This is a genomic window from Bordetella genomosp. 9 (assembly GCF_002261425.1).
In the GTDB taxonomy this organism is placed as follows: domain Bacteria; phylum Pseudomonadota; class Gammaproteobacteria; order Burkholderiales; family Burkholderiaceae_B; genus Bordetella_C.
Genome location: NZ_NEVJ01000001.1, coordinates 616,928 through 633,407, shown reverse-complemented (window position 1 = coordinate 633,407; position 16,480 = coordinate 616,928). Strand labels below are relative to the sequence as shown.

Annotated in this window: 18 protein-coding genes and 1 pseudogene; 11 read left to right on the top strand and 8 right to left on the bottom strand. The window is 66.7% G+C overall.

Annotated features, from left to right (window positions below; translation table 11 throughout):
- Window position 1 precedes the first annotated feature (1 nt).
- Window positions 2–1,390 carry an ATP-dependent RNA helicase DbpA gene (dbpA, locus tag CAL26_RS02775; protein WP_094845382.1) on the top strand — a complete coding sequence of 463 codons (1,389 nt, stop codon included), beginning with the start codon at window positions 2–4 and terminating at the stop codon, window positions 1,388–1,390.
- 93 nt (window positions 1,391–1,483) lie between these two features.
- On the opposite strand, the gene CAL26_RS02770 is transcribed toward dbpA, so the two are convergent.
- The gene (locus tag CAL26_RS02770) at window positions 1,484–2,911 is read right to left on the bottom strand and encodes an aminotransferase-like domain-containing protein (protein WP_094845993.1); all 1,428 of its coding nucleotides are present in this window, start codon (window positions 2,909–2,911) and stop codon (window positions 1,484–1,486) included.
- 127 nt (window positions 2,912–3,038) lie between these two features.
- Here CAL26_RS02770 and CAL26_RS02765 point away from each other — a divergent pair, with 127 nt between their 5' ends.
- The 5 genes from CAL26_RS02765 to CAL26_RS02745 all read left to right on the top strand — a co-directional run bounded on the left by CAL26_RS02765 (window position 3,039) and on the right by CAL26_RS02745 (window position 7,984).
- Window positions 3,039–4,337, top strand: coding sequence for a hydroxymethylglutaryl-CoA reductase, degradative (locus CAL26_RS02765; protein WP_094845992.1), 1,299 nt, complete (start codon window positions 3,039–3,041; stop codon window positions 4,335–4,337).
- A 68-nt stretch (window positions 4,338–4,405) separates the two neighbouring features.
- Window positions 4,406–4,900 (top strand): hypothetical protein, encoded by a 495-nt coding sequence (locus tag CAL26_RS02760; RefSeq protein WP_094845381.1) that lies wholly within the window; start codon window positions 4,406–4,408, stop codon window positions 4,898–4,900.
- Entirely contained in the window at window positions 4,897–6,285 is a 1,389-nt protein-coding gene (locus tag CAL26_RS02755; protein ID WP_094845380.1) for a tripartite tricarboxylate transporter permease, read from the top strand. Before CAL26_RS02760 ends, CAL26_RS02755 begins: the two co-directional genes overlap by 4 nt.
- Window positions 6,286–6,425: 140 nt before the next feature.
- Window positions 6,426–7,418 (top strand): zinc-dependent alcohol dehydrogenase family protein, encoded by a 993-nt coding sequence (locus CAL26_RS02750; protein WP_094845379.1) that lies wholly within the window; start codon window positions 6,426–6,428, stop codon window positions 7,416–7,418.
- A gap of 74 nt (window positions 7,419–7,492) precedes the next feature.
- Window positions 7,493–7,984 (top strand): hypothetical protein, encoded by a 492-nt coding sequence (locus tag CAL26_RS02745; RefSeq protein ID WP_373454446.1) that lies wholly within the window; start codon window positions 7,493–7,495, stop codon window positions 7,982–7,984.
- 12 nt (window positions 7,985–7,996) lie between these two features.
- Here CAL26_RS02745 and CAL26_RS02740 read toward each other — a convergent pair whose 3' ends face one another.
- From CAL26_RS02740 to CAL26_RS02715, 6 genes are all read right to left on the bottom strand, one after another.
- On the bottom strand, window positions 7,997–8,560 hold the full coding sequence (locus CAL26_RS02740) for a hypothetical protein (protein WP_256987913.1): 564 nt from the start codon (window positions 8,558–8,560) through the stop codon (window positions 7,997–7,999).
- Window positions 8,560–9,039, bottom strand: coding sequence for a hypothetical protein (locus tag CAL26_RS02735; RefSeq protein ID WP_256987912.1), 480 nt, complete (start codon window positions 9,037–9,039; stop codon window positions 8,560–8,562). The genes CAL26_RS02740 and CAL26_RS02735 overlap by 1 nt, the downstream gene beginning before the upstream one ends.
- A gap of 278 nt (window positions 9,040–9,317) precedes the next feature.
- Window positions 9,318–9,881: an isochorismatase family protein gene (locus tag CAL26_RS02730; protein WP_094845376.1), complete on the bottom strand. Its 564-nt coding sequence runs from the start codon at window positions 9,879–9,881 to the stop codon at window positions 9,318–9,320.
- A gap of 20 nt (window positions 9,882–9,901) precedes the next feature.
- Complete coding sequence (locus CAL26_RS02725) at window positions 9,902–10,303, bottom strand: type II toxin-antitoxin system VapC family toxin (protein ID WP_094845375.1); 402 nt, start codon at window positions 10,301–10,303, stop codon at window positions 9,902–9,904.
- Window positions 10,300–10,572 (bottom strand): antitoxin, encoded by a 273-nt coding sequence (locus CAL26_RS02720; protein WP_094845374.1) that lies wholly within the window; start codon window positions 10,570–10,572, stop codon window positions 10,300–10,302. Before CAL26_RS02720 ends, CAL26_RS02725 begins: the two co-directional genes overlap by 4 nt.
- Window positions 10,573–10,676: 104 nt before the next feature.
- Window positions 10,677–11,084 carry an NUDIX domain-containing protein gene (locus tag CAL26_RS02715; RefSeq protein WP_179283225.1) on the bottom strand — a complete coding sequence of 136 codons (408 nt, stop codon included), beginning with the start codon at window positions 11,082–11,084 and terminating at the stop codon, window positions 10,677–10,679.
- Between the two features lie 92 nt (window positions 11,085–11,176).
- Between CAL26_RS02715 and CAL26_RS02710 the strand changes: the two genes are divergently transcribed.
- The 3 genes and pseudogenes from CAL26_RS02710 to CAL26_RS28515 all read left to right on the top strand — a co-directional run bounded on the left by CAL26_RS02710 (window position 11,177) and on the right by CAL26_RS28515 (window position 12,803).
- Window positions 11,177–11,749, top strand: coding sequence for a helix-turn-helix domain-containing protein (locus tag CAL26_RS02710; protein WP_094845372.1), 573 nt, complete (start codon window positions 11,177–11,179; stop codon window positions 11,747–11,749).
- 1 nt (window position 11,750) lies between these two features.
- A pseudogene (locus tag CAL26_RS28520) lies at window positions 11,751–12,272 on the top strand (GNAT family N-acetyltransferase); the annotation flags it as partial.
- A 150-nt stretch (window positions 12,273–12,422) separates the two neighbouring features.
- Window positions 12,423–12,803 carry a GNAT family N-acetyltransferase gene (locus tag CAL26_RS28515; RefSeq protein WP_306437089.1) on the top strand — a complete coding sequence of 127 codons (381 nt, stop codon included), beginning with the start codon at window positions 12,423–12,425 and terminating at the stop codon, window positions 12,801–12,803.
- Between the two features lie 50 nt (window positions 12,804–12,853).
- Here CAL26_RS28515 and CAL26_RS02700 read toward each other — a convergent pair whose 3' ends face one another.
- Complete coding sequence (locus CAL26_RS02700; protein ID WP_094845370.1) at window positions 12,854–13,594, bottom strand: IclR family transcriptional regulator; 741 nt, start codon at window positions 13,592–13,594, stop codon at window positions 12,854–12,856.
- Window positions 13,595–13,839: 245 nt separating this feature from the next.
- Between CAL26_RS02700 and CAL26_RS02695 the strand changes: the two genes are divergently transcribed.
- A complete protein-coding gene (locus CAL26_RS02695) occupies window positions 13,840–14,832 on the top strand; it encodes a Bug family tripartite tricarboxylate transporter substrate binding protein (protein WP_094845369.1) in 993 nt (330 codons plus the stop codon).
- Window positions 14,833–14,895: 63 nt separating this feature from the next.
- Entirely contained in the window at window positions 14,896–16,386 is a 1,491-nt protein-coding gene (locus tag CAL26_RS02690) for an aldehyde dehydrogenase (RefSeq protein ID WP_094845368.1), read from the top strand.
- Window positions 16,387–16,480 lie beyond the last annotated feature (94 nt).

The window sequence follows — 16,480 nt, the reverse complement described above, 5'->3', positions numbered from 1 at the left end:
TATGAACGATCACGCTTTTTCATCGCTGCCCCTGCAGCCCGCCCTGCTGGACAATCTGCAGGGCCTGGGCTTCGCGCGGATGACGCCCATCCAGGCGCAGAGCCTGCCCGCCATACTGGAAGGCCGCGACCTGATCGCCCAGGCCAAGACCGGCAGCGGCAAGACCGCGGCGTTCGGCCTGGGCCTGCTGCACGAGCTGGACGTCGCGCGCCTGGTCCCGCAGGCACTGGTCGTGTGCCCGACCCGCGAGCTGGCCGACCAGGTGGCCCAGGAGCTGCGCCGGCTGGCGCGGCTGATTCCCAATGTGAAGATATCAACGCTGTGCGGCGGCGCCGCCGCCCGTCCGCAGGCGGAGTCGCTGGCCCGCGGCACGCACCTGGTGGTGGGCACGCCAGGACGCATCAAGGACCATCTGGAACGCCAGAACCTGGACTTGTCCGGCTTGCGGACGCTGGTGCTCGACGAGGCCGACCGCATGGTCGACATGGGCTTCTACGACGACATCGTCGCCATCGCCTCGCACTGCCCGGGCAAACGGCAGACGCTGCTCTTCTCCGCCACCTATCCGGACAACATCCGCAAGCTCGCTGCGCGCTTCCTGCGCAATCCGGTCGAGATCAAGGTGGAAACGCAGCATGACGCCAGCCACATCGAACAGGTTTTCTACGAGATCGACGACCGGGAGCGCCTGGACGCGGTGATCACGCTGTTGAACCACTTCCGGCCCGTGTCCACGCTGGCGTTCTGCAATACCAAGGTCCGCAGCCACGACCTGGTGGAGCGCCTGCAGTCGGCGGGCATCAGCGCGCAGGCGCTGAATGGCGACCTGGAGCAGCGCGAGCGCGACGAGATCCTGATCCAGTTCGCCAACCAGAGTTGCGCGGTGCTGGTGGCCACCGACGTGGCCGCGCGCGGGCTGGATATCCAGAACCTGGGCGCCGTCATCAACGTGGACGTGACCAAGGACACCGAGGTCCACGTCCACCGCATCGGCCGCGGCGGCCGCGGCGAGCAGAAGGGGCTGGCGCTCAGCCTGTGTTCGCCGGAAGAAATGCGCTGGGCCAATCTCATCGAGGAATACCAGAAGTCCCCCTTGAAATGGGGCGACCTGAAATCGCTGCGGACCAAGGCCGATCGCCCCTTGCGGGCGCCGATGGTCACCCTGTGCATACAGGGCGGCAAAAAGGACAAGCTGCGCCCCGGAGACCTGGTTGGCGCGCTGACCGGCGATGGCGGCCTGGCCTTCGAGCAGCTCGGCAAGATCAACATCACCGAATTCAATGCCTACGTCGCCTTGAATCGGCAGATCGCCAAGCAGGCGTACGCGCGACTCTCGCAGGCCACGATCAAGGGGCGCAAGTTCCGGATGCGTTTCCTGGAAGAGTTCTGATCGGCCGGTACGCGCGACCTCGACGAAAAACATCGGCGCGAATTTCGGTGCGGACGCAGGTGCGGCCGCAGGTTCGGCCGCCGGCGCGGCCTTTCAGCGCAGCCGTGCGCGCATCGCGGTGCGGAAGCGTTCGTCCACCAGCGCGCCGACGTTGCACCGCGACCATCGTGACGACGGTTCCGCGTCGACGCTGAACACCCGTCCCGGCGCGAGCAGGATTTTCTCCGGCATCAGTTCGCGCGCCAGCGCGACGGTATCGTCGATGCCGGGGAAGGCCGACCACAGATAGAGCGAACTCGCCGGGCGCGTGAAGACCTCGGCGCCCAGTTCGTCCAACACCTGTAGCGCCCGCGCCGTGGCGGCCTCCAGCCGGCGGCGCAAGCGGAACAGGTGGCGCTCGTAGTGGCCTTCGCGCAGCATGACGTCGACCATGCGCTCGCAGTATTCCGAGCTGCTCACGTGGACCAGCGCCTTCAGGTCCGCCAGATCGCTGGCCAGCGCCGTGTCGCAGGCGATGAATCCGACACGCAGCGCCGCCGAGAACGACTTCGAAAAGCTGCCGATATAGAGGGTGCCCGCCAACTGGTCCAGCGCCGCCAGGCGCACCGCCGACGTAGGCTTGAAATCCGCCAGCGGATCGTTTTCGACGATGGTCGCGCCATGAGCCTGGCATAGCTGCAGCACGCGATAGGCCTTGGCGGCGGAGATGTCCGAACCCGTGGGATTGTGCGCCAGCGATTGCGTGAAGAACAGCCGCGGCTTGTCGCGCGCCAGTAGCCGTTCCAGTACCGCGACGTCCGGCCCGTCCGGCAGGCGCGGAACGCCCAGCATGCGCGCGCCCGCCAGCTTCAGCTTGCCGAACAGCGGGTAATAACCGGGATCGTCCACCAGCACGGCCGCGCCCGGCGGCACGAAATAGCGGATCAGCAGGTCCATGGCTTCGTTGGCGCCATGCGTCAGCACCAGCTGGGACGTGGACGCATGCACGCCGATGTCGCCCAGCTTGCGCACCAGGCTTTCCCGCAAGGGGGCGTAACCGAAGCGGCTGCCGTAGCGGAACAGGCTGCCCAGGCCGGTGCGCACGACCTTCTGGTGATAACGATCCATGCGCATGTCGGCCAGCCATTCCACCGGCGGAAAGCCGTCGCCGACGGCCACCGCGTCGGGTTGGGTCTTGAGCTGCTCGCGCATCAGCCACACGATGTCCATGGCGCGGCTCAACTGCCCGGATTCCTCTTCCACGGGCTTGCGCACGTAATGGCGGTCCGCGACGTAGAAGCCCGAACCCCGGCGCGGTTCCACGAGGCCCTGCGCCACCAGTATTTCGAACGCGACCACGACCGTGTTCTTGGCGTAGCGGTGCAGTTGCGCGACCTCGCGCAGCGACGGCAATTTGTCGCCGGCGCGGTACACGCCGTCGGCGATCTGCTGGCCGATCAGGCGGGCCAGGCCTTCGGCAATGGGGGCGCCGCGCGCCTCGCGCGGCGCGCGCCGTGCCGGCGTTTTCCTGCTGTCGTCCATGGCCACCATCCTCGGGCATCCGCAAAAATTGGTGCAGTGCGATGGTACTGTTTGCCCAAACTGTACCTGTCAACAGCGGTACAGTTTACCTAGCATCGACCCGTTGATTCCCAAACGGAGCATTTCCATCGTGGTCGATTCACGCTTGTCCAATTTCCGCGCCCTGCCCCCATCCGAACGACTGCTGGCCATCGCCAACGCGGCAGGCCTGGACGAAGGGGAAAGGCTTGCCCTGTCCCGGCCCGGCGCGCTGGCGCTGGACCGCGCCGACGGCATGATCGAGAACGTCATCGGCACGTTCGAACTGCCGATGGGCGTCGCCGCGAATTTCCAGGTGAACGGCAAGGACGTGCTCGTGCCCATGGTGGTCGAAGAGCCTTCCGTGGTCGCGGCGGCTTCCTATATGGCCAAGCTGGCGCGCGAATGCGGCGGCTTCGAAACGTCCAGCAGCGCGCCGGTGATGCGCGCGCAGATACAGATCCTGGGATTGACCGATCCCCAGGGCGCGCGCCTGTCGCTGCTGCGGCAAAAGGAACGCATCCTGGCGCTGGCCAACAGCCGCGACAAGCTGCTGGTGGAGCTGGGCGGCGGCTGCCGCGACATCGAGGTGCATATCTTCCCCGACACGCCGCGCGGCCCGATGGCGGTGGTGCATCTGATCGTCGACGTTCGCGACGCCATGGGCGCCAACACGGTGAACACCATGGCCGAAGCGGTCGCCCCCGTGGTGGAAGAGATCACCGGCGGTTCGGTGCGGCTGCGCATCCTGTCCAACCTGGCGGACTTGCGGCTGGCGCGCGCCCGCGTCAGACTGAGGCCCGCCGTGCTGGCCACGCGCGAACGCGGCGGCGAGGAGATCATCGAAGGCATCCTCGACGCCTGGGCGTTCGCGGCGGTCGATCCTTACCGCGCGGCCACGCACAACAAGGGCATCATGAACGGCATCGATCCGGTCGTGGTCGCCACCGGCAACGACTGGCGCGCGATCGAAGCCGGCGCGCATGCCTACGCCGCGCGGACGGGCCGCTATACCTCGCTGACCGCCTGGGAGAAGGACGCCTCCGGCGCGCTGGTGGGTTCCATCGAAATGCCCATGGCGCTGGGGCTGGTGGGCGGCGCGACCAAGACGCATCCGCTGGCGCGCGTGGCCTTGAAGATCCTGGGCGTGCGCTCGGCGCAGGAACTGGCGGAGATCGCGGTGGCCGTCGGCCTGGCTCAGAACCTGGGCGCCTTGCGCGCCCTGGCGACCGAAGGCATACAGCGCGGCCACATGGCGCTGCATGCCCGCAATATCGCGCTGACGGCAGGCGCGACGGGCGCCGAGGTGGACACCATCGCGAAACGCATGGCCGCTGAAAAAGACGTACGCACGGACCGCGCCATCGCCCTGCTGAAGGCCTTGCGCGAGCCGGGCTCGGTCGCGTAGCGCCAAGGACACCGCATCGCGCGAAGGACAATAACGGCGGCGGACGCCGCCATCAGGAGGAGACCACAATGAGCATCGACATCAGCCCTCACGGGCAGCGCACCGTGCCGGATCGCGCATCCGCATGGCAACTCGCGGAAGTCTGGAGCGACACCGTCGACCTGCGCCACCTGGCATGGTCCATCGTCATCGGCGTCGCCATCAGCGTCGCGGCCTTCATCGCCGCCGGCCGCTGGCTGAGCGGCGTCGCGGCGTCGGCGGAACTCGCGCATGCCTACGCCATGCTCGCGGGCCTGGCGGGCAGCGTGATCGCCGGCGTGGTCTGCGCCCGCCTGTTCCCGCCCAAGCGTGAAGTCGTCGAGGACACGGCCCTGGCCGATCCCGCCTGGCGCGCGGAAGTGCTGGCCGAGCTGGCCGGCGAGCCGGGCGGGTTGGGCACGCTGGCCGACCTGCCGCCGGCCGCGCTGCGGGAGCTGCGCGAGCTGGGCCTGCTGGAGCTGTTCGACGGACAGCCCGAGCCGCGCGATGCGCGCCTGCCCCGGACCAAGGAGGCGCTGGCATGAGCGATCCCGTATTGTTGAACCAGATCCTGGCCGCGGCCGCGATGGGCATGGTGGGCGCGGTCGTCTTCGCCGCCATCGGCCTGATCTCGGGCACCGACGAAACCACCACCATCGCGCCCCTGACCCTGCTGGTCGCCTTGCTGGGCGTGCCGCCAGCCGGCGTGTTCACCTTCTTCCTGGCGGGCGCGGTCGCGAAGCATATGACCCATGCGGTCCCTACCGCGCTATTGGGCATACCCGGCGACACGCTGGCGACGCCGCTTCTGCAGGACGCCAACATGCTGCGCAAGCTGGGCGTGCCGCACATCGCCCTGCGCAAGATGATTTCCGGCGCCATCATCGCCGCCTTCGTCGCCGTGCCGCTGGCCGTCCTGTTCGCCGTGCTGCTGGCGCCGTTCGGGCCGGCGATCACGCGCTCGGCGCCGTGGATATTCCTGGCGGCCGCGGTGCTGATCGCTTACTTTTCCGCCGGTCGCTGGGCCGCGGTCGCGCTGCTGATTCCTTTCGTCGTGGTCATCGTCGCGCTGCAGAGCCTGACGGCCCGCTATGGCGTCAAGCTGAGCGTCAGCTACTTCCTGGGCATCGCCATCGGCCCGCTGATCGCGGACCTGTTCGCCGTCATGTCGCCGCAGGGCCGCAAGCGGATGGCGCGCGACAAGGTCCATACGCTCACGCTGGCGCCCGACGTGAAGGGCTGGTCGGGCTATTTCCCCAATCCGCTCAAGGTGCTGGACCGCACGCAGACGCGCTGGACGCTGGCCACCGCGGCCGTCTCCAGCGCGACCTTCGTCTTCAGCCCCGTCGCGATGACCGTGGTGATGGGCGAGATGGTAGGGTCGCGCATCCGCCATGCGTATCACCGGCTGACGACGGTGCTCAGCGCCCGCAACGGCGTGACGGAGGCAACCTACATCGCCGAAGCCCTGATCCCGCTCATCGCCTTCGGCCTGCCCTTGAGCCCGGTCGCGGCCGGCCCCGCCGCGCCCTTGTTCAACGCGCCGCCGCGGTTCACGGTGGACAGCGCCACGGGGCAGACCCACAACCTGCACAACCTGATGAACCACTGGGAATTCCTGGGCTACGGGATGCTGGCGGTGATCATCGCGTCCCTGGTGTCCTATCCCTTCGCGATGAACTACGCGCGCCGCGCCGCGCTGTTCGTATCGCGCAAGGTCAGCCACGAAGCCATCATCGCCACCTTCGTCGGCCTGATCGTGGTGATCAGCGTCTGGGAAGGACAGCTGCTGGGACTGCTGGTGATCCTGACCATGGGGCTGATCGGCGGACTGCTGTCGCGATTCTTCGCGTTCAACACGGGCGTGCAGTTCATGGGCTACTACACGGCGGTGCTGACCGTGCCGGCCCTGGTCAAGCTGATGACCTAGCCGGCGCCGGGCGACGCACGCGTCGCCCGGGTTTTCGTCATGTCGGGCGGAATGGGGATCTCCACGGGAAATGGCCGGCTCGGATTATGCTTGCGCGAGTACAGGCCGTGAATACAGGCCCCATTTCAATGGAGACGTCCATGACCCGAGTTGTCCGCTTTCATGAGTACGGCGATGCGAGCGTGCTTCGCATCGAAGACATCGATGTCCGCGCGCCCGCCGCGGATGAGGTGCAGATCGCCGTCAAGGCCATCGGCCTGAATCGCGCCGAGGTAATGTTCCGCACCGGCCGCTACCTGCAGGAAGCCGTGTTTCCGTCCCAGCTGGGCTACGAGGCCGCGGGCGTGGTGCGGACGATGGGCGACGACGTGGCCGGCTTCGAGGAGGGAGATGCCGTCAGCGTGATACCCACCCCCGACATGGCGCGCTGGCCGACTTACGGCGAGCTGATCAACGTGCCCGCCAGGTATGTGGTCAAGCACCCGGCACGGCTGAGCTTCGAACAGGCGGCGGCGTCGTGGATGCAGTACGTGACGGCCTGGGGCGCCTTGATTGCGCAGGGACGGCTGCGTTCCGACGATTTCGTGATCGTCTCGGCCGCGTCCAGCAGCGTCGGTATCGCCGCGATCCAGATCGCGCGCAGCGTCGGCGCCACGGTGATCGCGACCACGCGCGGCAGCGCGAAGGCGCAATCGCTCAAGGACGCCGGCGCGCACCACGTGATCGCGACCGCCGAGGAGGACCTGGCGGCCAGGGTCATGGCGATCACGAACGGCAAGGGCGCGCGCCTGGTGTTCGATCCCATCGGCGGACCGGCCATCGCCCAGCTGGCGGAATGCATGGCCTTCGGCGGCATGCTGCTGGAATACGGCGCCCTGAGCACCGAGGCCGGCGCCTTCCCCCAGTTCGCCTTGCTGGGCAAGTGCCTGACCTTCAAGGGCTACCTCTACATCGAGGTCATCACGCACGACGAACTGCTGGCGCAGGCGAAGGCGTTCATCAACGCGGGACTGGAGTCCGGCACGCTGTCGCCACTGATCTCGCGGACGTTCGCGTTCGACCAGATACAGGACGCCACGCGGTTCCTGGAATCGAACGAGCAGGTCGGAAAGATCGTGGTCACGGTCGGTTGATCGCGCGGGTGCGTATACTTTGCGGCCGCACCCCGCACGAGCAACGATCCAGGAGTACCCAGGCAGTGAACGACATTCCCGCGGACGACGCAGAAACCCCCGAGGACCGCAAGACGCAGGAGGCCAGGCTCTGGTGCGATGACGGCTGGACCGCCCGGGTCATCAAGAACGAGGACGACGACGGCTGGGCCGTGGAAATGACCAAGGACGGCGAAGCGGAACCGGCCCTGGTCGGCCCCTGGACGATGGGCCGCGACAAGAAGAATCCGAAGCCCCTGGATGCGCCCGCCTTCTTCACGCTGGTCAAGACCGCCAATGAAGTGCTGCGCCGGCACGAACAGCAATTGCACGCGACGCTGCACAAGAGCGTGAAGATAGACGTCGAAGGCGGCCGCCTGACCGTCAAGCTGGACATCGTGCCCGACGAGGACGAACCGTACGCGGTGTTGAGCGCCTACGACGAGCTGGGCGAGCAATTGGCCCAGGTCAACGTCGCCCCGAACTACAAGCTCAGCGTTCAACGGGCGTCCGAGTGGGCCGCGGGCGGGTTCGGCAAGCCGCGCTGAAGCAGCGCCGCGTTACTGCAGGCTTCCCCAGCGGCCGACCGCCGGTTCCGCGGCGGCCCAGCGCCACTGCTGGTCGCTGTTGCGGCACACCTGGGTGACGAACCATTGCGAGGTCGCGGTTTCCGCCTCGCCGGTGACCACGGAAAACGCAACGTCGCGGCATGTCGTCAAGGCGTTCTCCGTCTGGTTGAGCACCTGCAGTTCGCCGTGCTCATCGAAGAAGCTGATCGAGTAATGCGCCGCCCATACGCGCTTTTCACCCGGGGCCATGGTGCCGGCGGCGCGGGCGATCAGGGTCTGCTCGGTGTCCTGCATGTTGCGATACACCCGCTGCACGGCCGCATCGGTGGCGGCCTTGACGGCCACGCCGACGCCCACGCCGATCGCCGGATTGCTGGTCGCCGCGCCCGTCGCGATACCGGCGGCGGCGCCCGTGAAGCCGCCGATCGAGCTGCAGCCGGTCAGCGCGACGGCGAGCAGGCAGGCGGCGATTGCCAGGCGCGCGCCGGGCATGCGCGCACCCGCGTCGCGGTCGCTCTCGCCGCGCGCGCCCGAGCATGAACAGGGTTGCGCCATCACTGCAAGGATCCCCAACGCGCGGTGGCGGGCTCGGCCGATGCCCACTTCCAATGGCCCGCCTGCTCGCAGATCGTCGCGGTGTAGAAGTCGCTGCGCGGCTTGTCCTCCACCACGTCGTCGACCGAGAAGACGATTTCCTTGCAGTTCAGGTCGCCGGCGCTGATCTGGCGCGACACCGTCACCCTGCCGTGCGCGTCCGGTTCGATTTCCACGGCATGGCGGCTTTCCCACTTGGCGGTCTTGCCGATCGCCAGGGGGCCGGCCGCGGAGGCGATGCGGTCCTGCTGCTCTTCGTGATAATTCTTCTCGACATACTTGACGCCCGCCTGCGCGGCGGCCAGCGCACCCAGGCCGATGCCCGCGGCCACCGTCGGATTGCGGGTGACCTTGCTGGCCAGCGCGGCGCCACCGACGCCGGCTCCCGCGGCGGCGCCTTCGCTGAACAGCGAACTGCACCCGCTCGCGGAGAGCAGCATGAGCGCACCTGCCAGCACCGCGACGGCGCACCGGGCGCCGCGCGGCACACTGCCACGACAGGGATGATCGGGACCGGGCAGTCTTGTGCCGGCACGTGGACTGAACGCGTGCGCTCGCAAATTTTCGAACGCGCTGGATGCAGGGGGCATAGGGATGCTCTCGCTGATGGAAACTTATCGGCGCCCGAAGCGAGTCGCACCCCGGACGCAGCAGCGGTGCGCGGCTGTACCGCGCAAGACGGAGAGTTTACGCGAGCGCGCGAGGATGCACGGTAGAGCTAGCCGCCACAGATGTGCATCAGAAAATCCGCACTGGAGATCACGCCCCCCGATCTCCCGGGCGCCCGCTGCCCGCTCCAGTACAGATTGGTGTGCCGGATCACTGCATCCGCCGTGGGAGCGCCCTGCCGCGTCCTGTCGATGGTCGTATGGCCGTCGCTGACCAGCACCGCGTCATAGCCCCGGACCAGCGCGCCATGCAACGTCGAACGCACGCACATGTCCGTCAGCGCGCCGGCCACAACGAGCTTGCCCACATGCAGCCTGGCGCAAATGGCTTCAAGCTCGGTATCCTCGAACGCGTCGCGGTAGCGCTTGTACACCACCGGCTCATGCGATCGCGGCACGAGTTCGTCGACGAAGCGCCACGCGACGCTGCCCTCGGCGAGCTCGTCGTCCGTATGCTGCACCCAGATGACGGGCATGCCCTCGCGCCGGGCATGCTCGACCAACGTCCTGACGACCTCGATCACCTCATCACGCCGGTATGCTTCGGCGACCACGCCGTTCTGCAGGTCGATCACCACCAGCGCCGAATTGGCGCGATTCGTCAGCGTTGTCATGAAAGCCCCTGGTAAGCGGTTTATTCGAGCCAGTTCTCGACCGCGAGGCCGCGAATGCGGGCGAACTCGCGTGTATTCGCGGTCACCAGCGTGAGGCCAAGGGACTGAGCGTGGGCACCGATCAACAAATCGTTGGAGCCGACGATTTCCCCGGTTGTTTCGAGCGTGGCTCGGATATCTCCGTACTCGACATCCGCCGGGCATTCGAACGGCAAGACGGTGATCACATCCAGCAGGCTCTCGACCTTGGCGGTCAGCCTGGGCGATGCCTTCTTGGCGCAGCCATACCGTAGCTCGGCTGCCACGATGATGCTGGTGCAAACCGCGCGATGGCCCACTAGCGCGACACGGCGTGCGGCGTGACCATCGGGTTCACGCAGCAGTGCACTGATGATGTTGGTATCGAGGAGATAGCCGCTCACAAGATATCCTCGGGCCGGAGCGGCGCATCGCTGATCTCGGGAAACTGATCTTCAGGCCCTAGCGGCTCTTCCTTTCGCCACTGTGCCAGGAGCTCAACGATATTCCTGGGCCCGGTCAATGGCTCGATGATCAGCCTTGCCCCCTCTCGTCGGATGAGCACACGGTCGCCGGGGAGTTCGAACTCGACGGGGATGCGAACAGCTTGGCTGCGGTTATTGCGGAAGAGCTTGGCTTCCCGCGGCCGCGTCGCATGAACATGGGTAGCCATGATGCCGCCCTCCAGGTTGTATATGCCAGATTGTATATGCCAGCCGAGCCTTTGAAAAGTCCCGGGGCAACGGGGATCTATTCGGCTAAACCCTGAACTGCCGCCTACGCTGCGATGCCAAACACATCAGGCCGGTTGGCCAGGTACCACGCCACTGAGCGCGTGACGTGCAGCTGCCGTATTTCGTGTAGCGGGAAATAAGCGGCGCCCGCGCCTTCCAGGACGCGGAAGTCGCCCCATTCGACGGGGCGGCGCAGCAGCATCAAAGGGGCTTCCTGGCCATCGCTGCCGGTGCGGCGGCCTATCTCGATGAAGTCGGCGGGAAGCGCGGCGATATCCAGTTCTTCCGCCAGTTCGCGTGCCGCCGTGTGGAGATGATCCGCGTCTTCCGGCTCCACGCCCCCACCCCAGAAGCTCCAGGCCAGCGGGCCGTTGGGGGCGTTGCCGTCGCGCATCTGCAGCAGCGTACGACCCAGCCCGTCACGGACGAGAATTCCGACGTTGGTGATCACGGTGGCTCCCGGGCCGCCAGTTGACGCGGCGGCCGTTATCCATAATAATAGAATCAATATCCAATATTATAGATGATCGTCGACATCAATTCATGGACATCAACCAGCTTATCGCGTCCCGCCTGCGCGACCTGCGTAACAAGCGGGCCTGGTCGCTGGACGTGCTTGCCGATCGCAGCGGCGTGAGCCGGTCCACCATCTCGGTGATCGAGCGGGGCGAAAGCAGCCCCACCGCCATCATCCTGGACAAGCTCGCATCGGCCCTCGACGTCCCGCTCGCGTCCTTGTTCGAACGGCCGCCTTCCGAAGCAAGCCCCTCGCCCATCTCGCGCGCCGACCAGCAGGCGGTCTGGAAAGACCCCGCATCGGGCTACGTGCGCCGGCACCTTTCCGCGGCCTTTCCCTGTCCCACCCAGCTGATCGAGATCCATTTCCCGCCAGGCCAGAGCGTCGCCTACGAGGCGACGATGCAGAATCCCGACGTCATACAGCAAGTGTGGATGATCCGCGGAACGATGGACGTGCGGGTGGGCGACACCACCTGGCAGCTGGCGAAAGGCGACTGCCTGACGATGCCGCTCGACGTGCCGACCGCTTTCCATAACCCAGGCGCGGCCGCCGCGCATTATCTGGTCGCGATCACGACGCCTCCCAAAGGACTTTAGGATGACCACCGAAACCAGGATCCGCATCGTCGGCGCGGACGAAGCCCCATCGCTGGCCGGGCCGCTGGCCGAGCTCTTGATGGACTGCGTCGACGGCGGCGCGTCGGTCAGCTTCATGACGCCCCTGGACAAGCCGAAGGCCGAACGCTTCTGGATGAAGGTCGCGGCCGGCGTGGCGAATGGCGACCGCATCCTGCTGATTGCCGAATCCGGCAACCGCATCATGGGCACCGTCCAGGTCGTCATCGGCCTGCCCGAGAACCAGCCGCACAGGGCGGATGTCTCCAAGCTGCTGGTGCATCGCGATTTCCGGCGCCTGGGCGTCGGCGCTCGGTTGATGGCGGAAGTCGACAAGGTCGCCGCCCAGGCCGGGCGGACGCTCCTGGTCCTGGACACCGCCACAGGCAGCGATGGCGAACGGCTTTATGCGCGCTCCGGCTGGATCCGCGCGGGTGTCATCCCCGGCTACGCCCTGAAGCCGCATGGCGGCGCGACGGACACCACGTTCTTCTACAAGCAGCTGTCGGCCGACGGCACGCCGGTCGATCACGCGAAGAACGCGGCCGCCTCGCACGCGCCGGGCGCCGCGCAGCAACGGGGCGCGCACGCTATCGAACCGGCGCGGCCCGCCGATGCCGCCGCCATCAAGGCGCTGGTGGACGGCGCCTATTCCATGTACATCGAGCGCATGGGGAAACTGCCCGCGCCGATGAAAGCCGACTACGCCGCGCTGGCGGCGTCGGGCGACCTGTACGTGCTCCGCGCACACGGCGTCATCGCGGGCGCGATCCTGCTCACGCAGGACCGCAACGCGTTGAAGGTCAACAACCTGGTCGTGGGACAGGCGGACCAGGGCAAGGGCTACGGCCGCGAACTGATGCTGTTCGCGGAACGCATGGTGCGCTCGCGCAATCTGCGCGCCCTGACCCTGTACACCAATGCGCTGATGCATGAGAACATCGCGCTGTACCAGAAGATCGGCTTCGTTGTCACGGACCGTGTGTCTGAACACGGATTCGACAGGGTGTACTTCCGCAAGCAGCTGGCCCCGTGATCCCTGGACGGGCTACCTGCCCAGCCAGCGAAGGCGCGTCGATCTAGCGTTCAGTCGGCGCGCAGGCGTGCGTCGAATGCCGCCGTGTCGCCGCCCAGGAGTTCCGTCAGGCCGCGGGCGGCTCGCATCAGCGTGGGCCACATGGTTTCCGCGCCGCGCGCTTCCAGCCGGTACCGGGGGCCGGAAACGCTGAGCGCGCCGAGCAGGGCCTGCTGCACGCCGAAGACCGGCACGGCGACCGCCGCCATCTCGGGGTGGGCGCCGCCAAAGGTGGCCGCCCATAACTGGACGCGCACGGCGTCCATTTCCTTGCCTTCCGCTCCACCAAAAGCCAGCAGGATGGTTCCCGTGGCGCCGCCTTCCAAGGGCAGCCAGTCGCCTTCGCGCACGGAATCGACGATCACCTGGTTGCTGGCGCTGACGCGATGCAGGCAGAGCCGCCCGCCATTCTGCGGAATGTAGAAGGACGCGCTTTCGCCCAGTTCTTCCACGATCCGGTGCAGGAAAGGCGGAACGTATTCCGCGGTGCGCATCTGACGCTGGAAGATGGCCCCGAGCTGCAACGGCTTGGCGCCCAGCTGGTAGCTGCCGTCCGAAATCCGGTACAGGTAGCCTTCGCGCACCAGGGTATCGATCAGGCGCGACGCCGTGCTCTTGTACAGACCGACGCGTATGGAAAGTTCGGTCAGGGTCAGGCTGTAGTCATCTCTCCGGAACGCGGAAAGCAGGCTCAGCGCGCGGCTCACCGCCGCCACGCCCTTGTCTTCCGCCTCTGGTTTGGGCCCCGCCATGCTTGCTTTCGTGATCATCACGAGATTCGCCCCGACGGGCGCCAGTCTCAAACCGGCAGATTGTCTCACGCAGGGGAAATTCCATCAGACAGGACCGGGTTTTATTTTTCGGTTGCGTCAAACAGGACTCGATTCTATTATTTCGATATTGCACCAGCAGCAGTCCTAGCGCCCCAGGGTTCAGAGAGGCGCGGAAGGGTGGAGGCAGCGCGTGCAATTCCTGAAACATCTTCTGGAATTGACCCATGAAACTCAGTACTTTCCTGGGCCGCGCTGTCGTCGCGGCCTCGATGTCCGTCTGCGCCACGGGCGCGCTCGCGGCAGACAACTATCCATCGCGTCCCGTCCGCCTGGTCGTCGGCTTCGCAGTGGGCGGCCCCACCGATATCGTGGCGCGCGTGGTCGCGAACGAGCTCGGCAAGGCGTTGGGGCAGACCGTGATCGTGGAAAACCGCCCCGGCGCGAACGCCACCATCGCCGCCGCCCTGGTCGCCCGCGCGCCCGCGGATGGCTATACCGGACTGATCGCCGCGACCAATCACACGATCAATGCCGTGCTCTACCGCGATCTGCCGTTCAAGAGCGTCGACGACTTCGCGCCTGTCGCGGCCGTCGCGGTGGCGCCCACGGTGCTGGTGGTGAACAAGGACTTTCCGGCCAAGGACCTGAACGAATTCCTGCAGGTCGTGAGGGCCAACCCCGGCAAGTATTCCTATGCATCGGCGGGTAGCGGCGGCACGCCCCATCTGTCCGCGGAGCTGTTCAAGAAGCTGACCCATACGTCGCTCGTGCACGTGCCGTACAAGGGCGCGGCGCCCGCCATCAGCGACGTGATGGCAGGCCACGTCGCCATGTCCTTCGCCACGCTGGGGTCGGTGCTGCCGCAGATCAAGGCGGGCCAGGTGCGCGCGCTGGCGGTGGCGGCGCCCCAACGGTCGCCGCTGCTGCCCGACGTGCCCACCTTCGCCGAATCCAGCAGCGAGCCGGAACTCAAGCAGTTCCGCCTCGATTCCTGGTACGGGCTCATGATGCCCAAGGACACGCCGAAAGCCATCGTCGATCGCCTGGCCAGTTCGCTGCAAGGCATCGCGCGCACGCCGGAGTTCGCCGCACAGATGGCGACGGCCGGATTGCAGCCCATCACCGACAGCACGCCGCAAAGCTTCGAGAAGCAGTTGCGGGACGAGGTCGCCCAGTTCGCCGATCTGGTCAAGAGCAGCAATCTGAAGATCGACTGATCCGCCTCGCAATGTGATCGCCATCTCCGCAACGATTTCATCTACCCCATACAGGCAGCGCGCATGAGCAACACCCCCAGCCAATACCAACTCTTCATCGATGGCGCGTGGACCGATCCCGCTTCCGGCGTATGGTTCGACTCGGTCGAGCCTTACTCGGGCGAGGTCTGGGCGCGCATTCCGCGCGGATCGGCCGACGATGCGGATCGCGCGGTCAAGGCCGCGCATGCGGCCTTCACGTCCGGCGTCTGGCCCACGCTCACCGCGACCCAGCGCGCGGCCATGCTGCGCAAGCTGGCCGCGCTGATCGAAGCGAATGCCGACCACCTGGGCCGTGTGGAACAGCGTGACAACGGCAAGCTCATTACGGAAGTGCGCGGACAGGTGCTCAATATCGCGCAATGGTTCTATTACTACGCGGGCCTGGCCGACAAGGTCGGCGGCGATGTGATTCCCGTGAACAAGCCGGGCGTCATCAACTACACCCGCTACGAACCGCTCGGCGTGGTGGTGGCGATCACGCCCTGGAATTCGCCGCTGTCGCTCACCGCCTGGAAGATGGCGCCCGCGCTCGCGGCGGGCAATACCATCGTCATCAAGCCATCGGAACACGCCTCGGCGTCCATACTCGAACTCGCCAAGCTCGCGGAACAGGCGGGCATCCCCAAGGGCGTCGTCAATGTGGTCACGGGCTTCGGCGCCGAAGTCGGGGAGCCGCTGGTTCGTCATCCCCTGACGCGCAAGATCGCCTTCACCGGCGGCGACGCCGGCGGCCAGAAAGTGAATGAGCTGGCGGCCAGCGGCTTCAAGCGCGTCACGCTGGAGCTGGGTGGCAAATCGCCCAACATCGTGTTCGACGACGCGGACCTGGACCAGGCGATGAAAGGCGTGATCGCGGGCATCTTCGCGGCCGCGGGACAGACGTGCATGGCGGGGTCGCGGCTCCTGATCCAGGAAAACATCCACGATGATTTCGTGGCGCGGCTGGCCGAACTGACGCGGCAGGCGCGGATCGGCGATCCCTCGCTGCCCGAGACGCAGCTGGGCCCCATCGCGACGCGCCAGCAGTGGGAGCATGTGATGCGCATGATAGACGTCGCCAAGGCGGAAGGCGCGCGCTGCATCCTGGGCGGACACGCGCTGAGCGGCGAAGGCTATGGGCAGGGGCAGTTCGTCGCACCGACCATATTCGTCGACGTCGACAACCAGATGGAAATCGCGCGCAAGGAAGTGTTCGGCCCCGTGCTGACGGTCATCCGCTTCAAGGACGAAGAAGAAGCCATGCGGCTGGCCAACGACAGCGACTTCGGCCTGGCGGCCGCGGTCTGGACCCAGGACCTGAGGCGCGCCATGACCTGCGTCGAACGGCTGCAGGCCGGCACCGTCTGGGTCAACAACTATCGGACCACCAGCTTCACCTCGCCGTTCGGCGGCTACAAGCGCAGCGGAATGGGCCGTGAAGGCGGCGTCGACGCCATCAAGGAATACATGCAGGTGAAGAGCGTGTGGATCACGCCGTCGCCGCGCCGCGACAACCCCTTCGTGCTGGGTTGATCGCTGGGGTTGATCGCCGGGGTTGATCGCCCCGCGAGCCTATACCTGCACTCGCCATCCGGACGCCGGCGCCGGCGTCCCTCGTCCACCTATC

Excerpts from the sequence above, each read along its gene's own strand:
- dbpA (WP_094845382.1), top strand. The coding sequence starts at position 2 with ATGAACGATCACGCTTTTTCATCGCTGCCCCTGCAGCCCGCCCTGCTG.
- CAL26_RS02770 (WP_094845993.1), bottom strand. The coding sequence starts at position 2,911 with ATGGACGACAGCAGGAAAACGCCGGCACGGCGCGCGCCGCGCGAGGCG.
- CAL26_RS02760 (WP_094845381.1), top strand. The coding sequence starts at position 4,406 with ATGAGCATCGACATCAGCCCTCACGGGCAGCGCACCGTGCCGGATCGC.
- CAL26_RS02755 (WP_094845380.1), top strand. The coding sequence starts at position 4,897 with ATGAGCGATCCCGTATTGTTGAACCAGATCCTGGCCGCGGCCGCGATG.
- CAL26_RS02750 (WP_094845379.1), top strand. The coding sequence starts at position 6,426 with ATGACCCGAGTTGTCCGCTTTCATGAGTACGGCGATGCGAGCGTGCTT.
- CAL26_RS02740 (WP_256987913.1), bottom strand. The coding sequence starts at position 8,560 with ATGGCGCAACCCTGTTCATGCTCGGGCGCGCGCGGCGAGAGCGACCGC.
- CAL26_RS02735 (WP_256987912.1), bottom strand. The coding sequence starts at position 9,039 with ATGCTGCTCTCCGCGAGCGGGTGCAGTTCGCTGTTCAGCGAAGGCGCC.
- CAL26_RS02730 (WP_094845376.1), bottom strand. The coding sequence starts at position 9,881 with ATGACAACGCTGACGAATCGCGCCAATTCGGCGCTGGTGGTGATCGAC.
- CAL26_RS02720 (WP_094845374.1), bottom strand. The coding sequence starts at position 10,572 with ATGGCTACCCATGTTCATGCGACGCGGCCGCGGGAAGCCAAGCTCTTC.
- CAL26_RS02710 (WP_094845372.1), top strand. The coding sequence starts at position 11,177 with ATGGACATCAACCAGCTTATCGCGTCCCGCCTGCGCGACCTGCGTAAC.
- CAL26_RS28515 (WP_306437089.1), top strand. The coding sequence starts at position 12,423 with ATGTACATCGAGCGCATGGGGAAACTGCCCGCGCCGATGAAAGCCGAC.
- CAL26_RS02700 (WP_094845370.1), bottom strand. The coding sequence starts at position 13,594 with ATGGCGGGGCCCAAACCAGAGGCGGAAGACAAGGGCGTGGCGGCGGTG.
- CAL26_RS02695 (WP_094845369.1), top strand. The coding sequence starts at position 13,840 with ATGAAACTCAGTACTTTCCTGGGCCGCGCTGTCGTCGCGGCCTCGATG.
- CAL26_RS02690 (WP_094845368.1), top strand. The coding sequence starts at position 14,896 with ATGAGCAACACCCCCAGCCAATACCAACTCTTCATCGATGGCGCGTGG.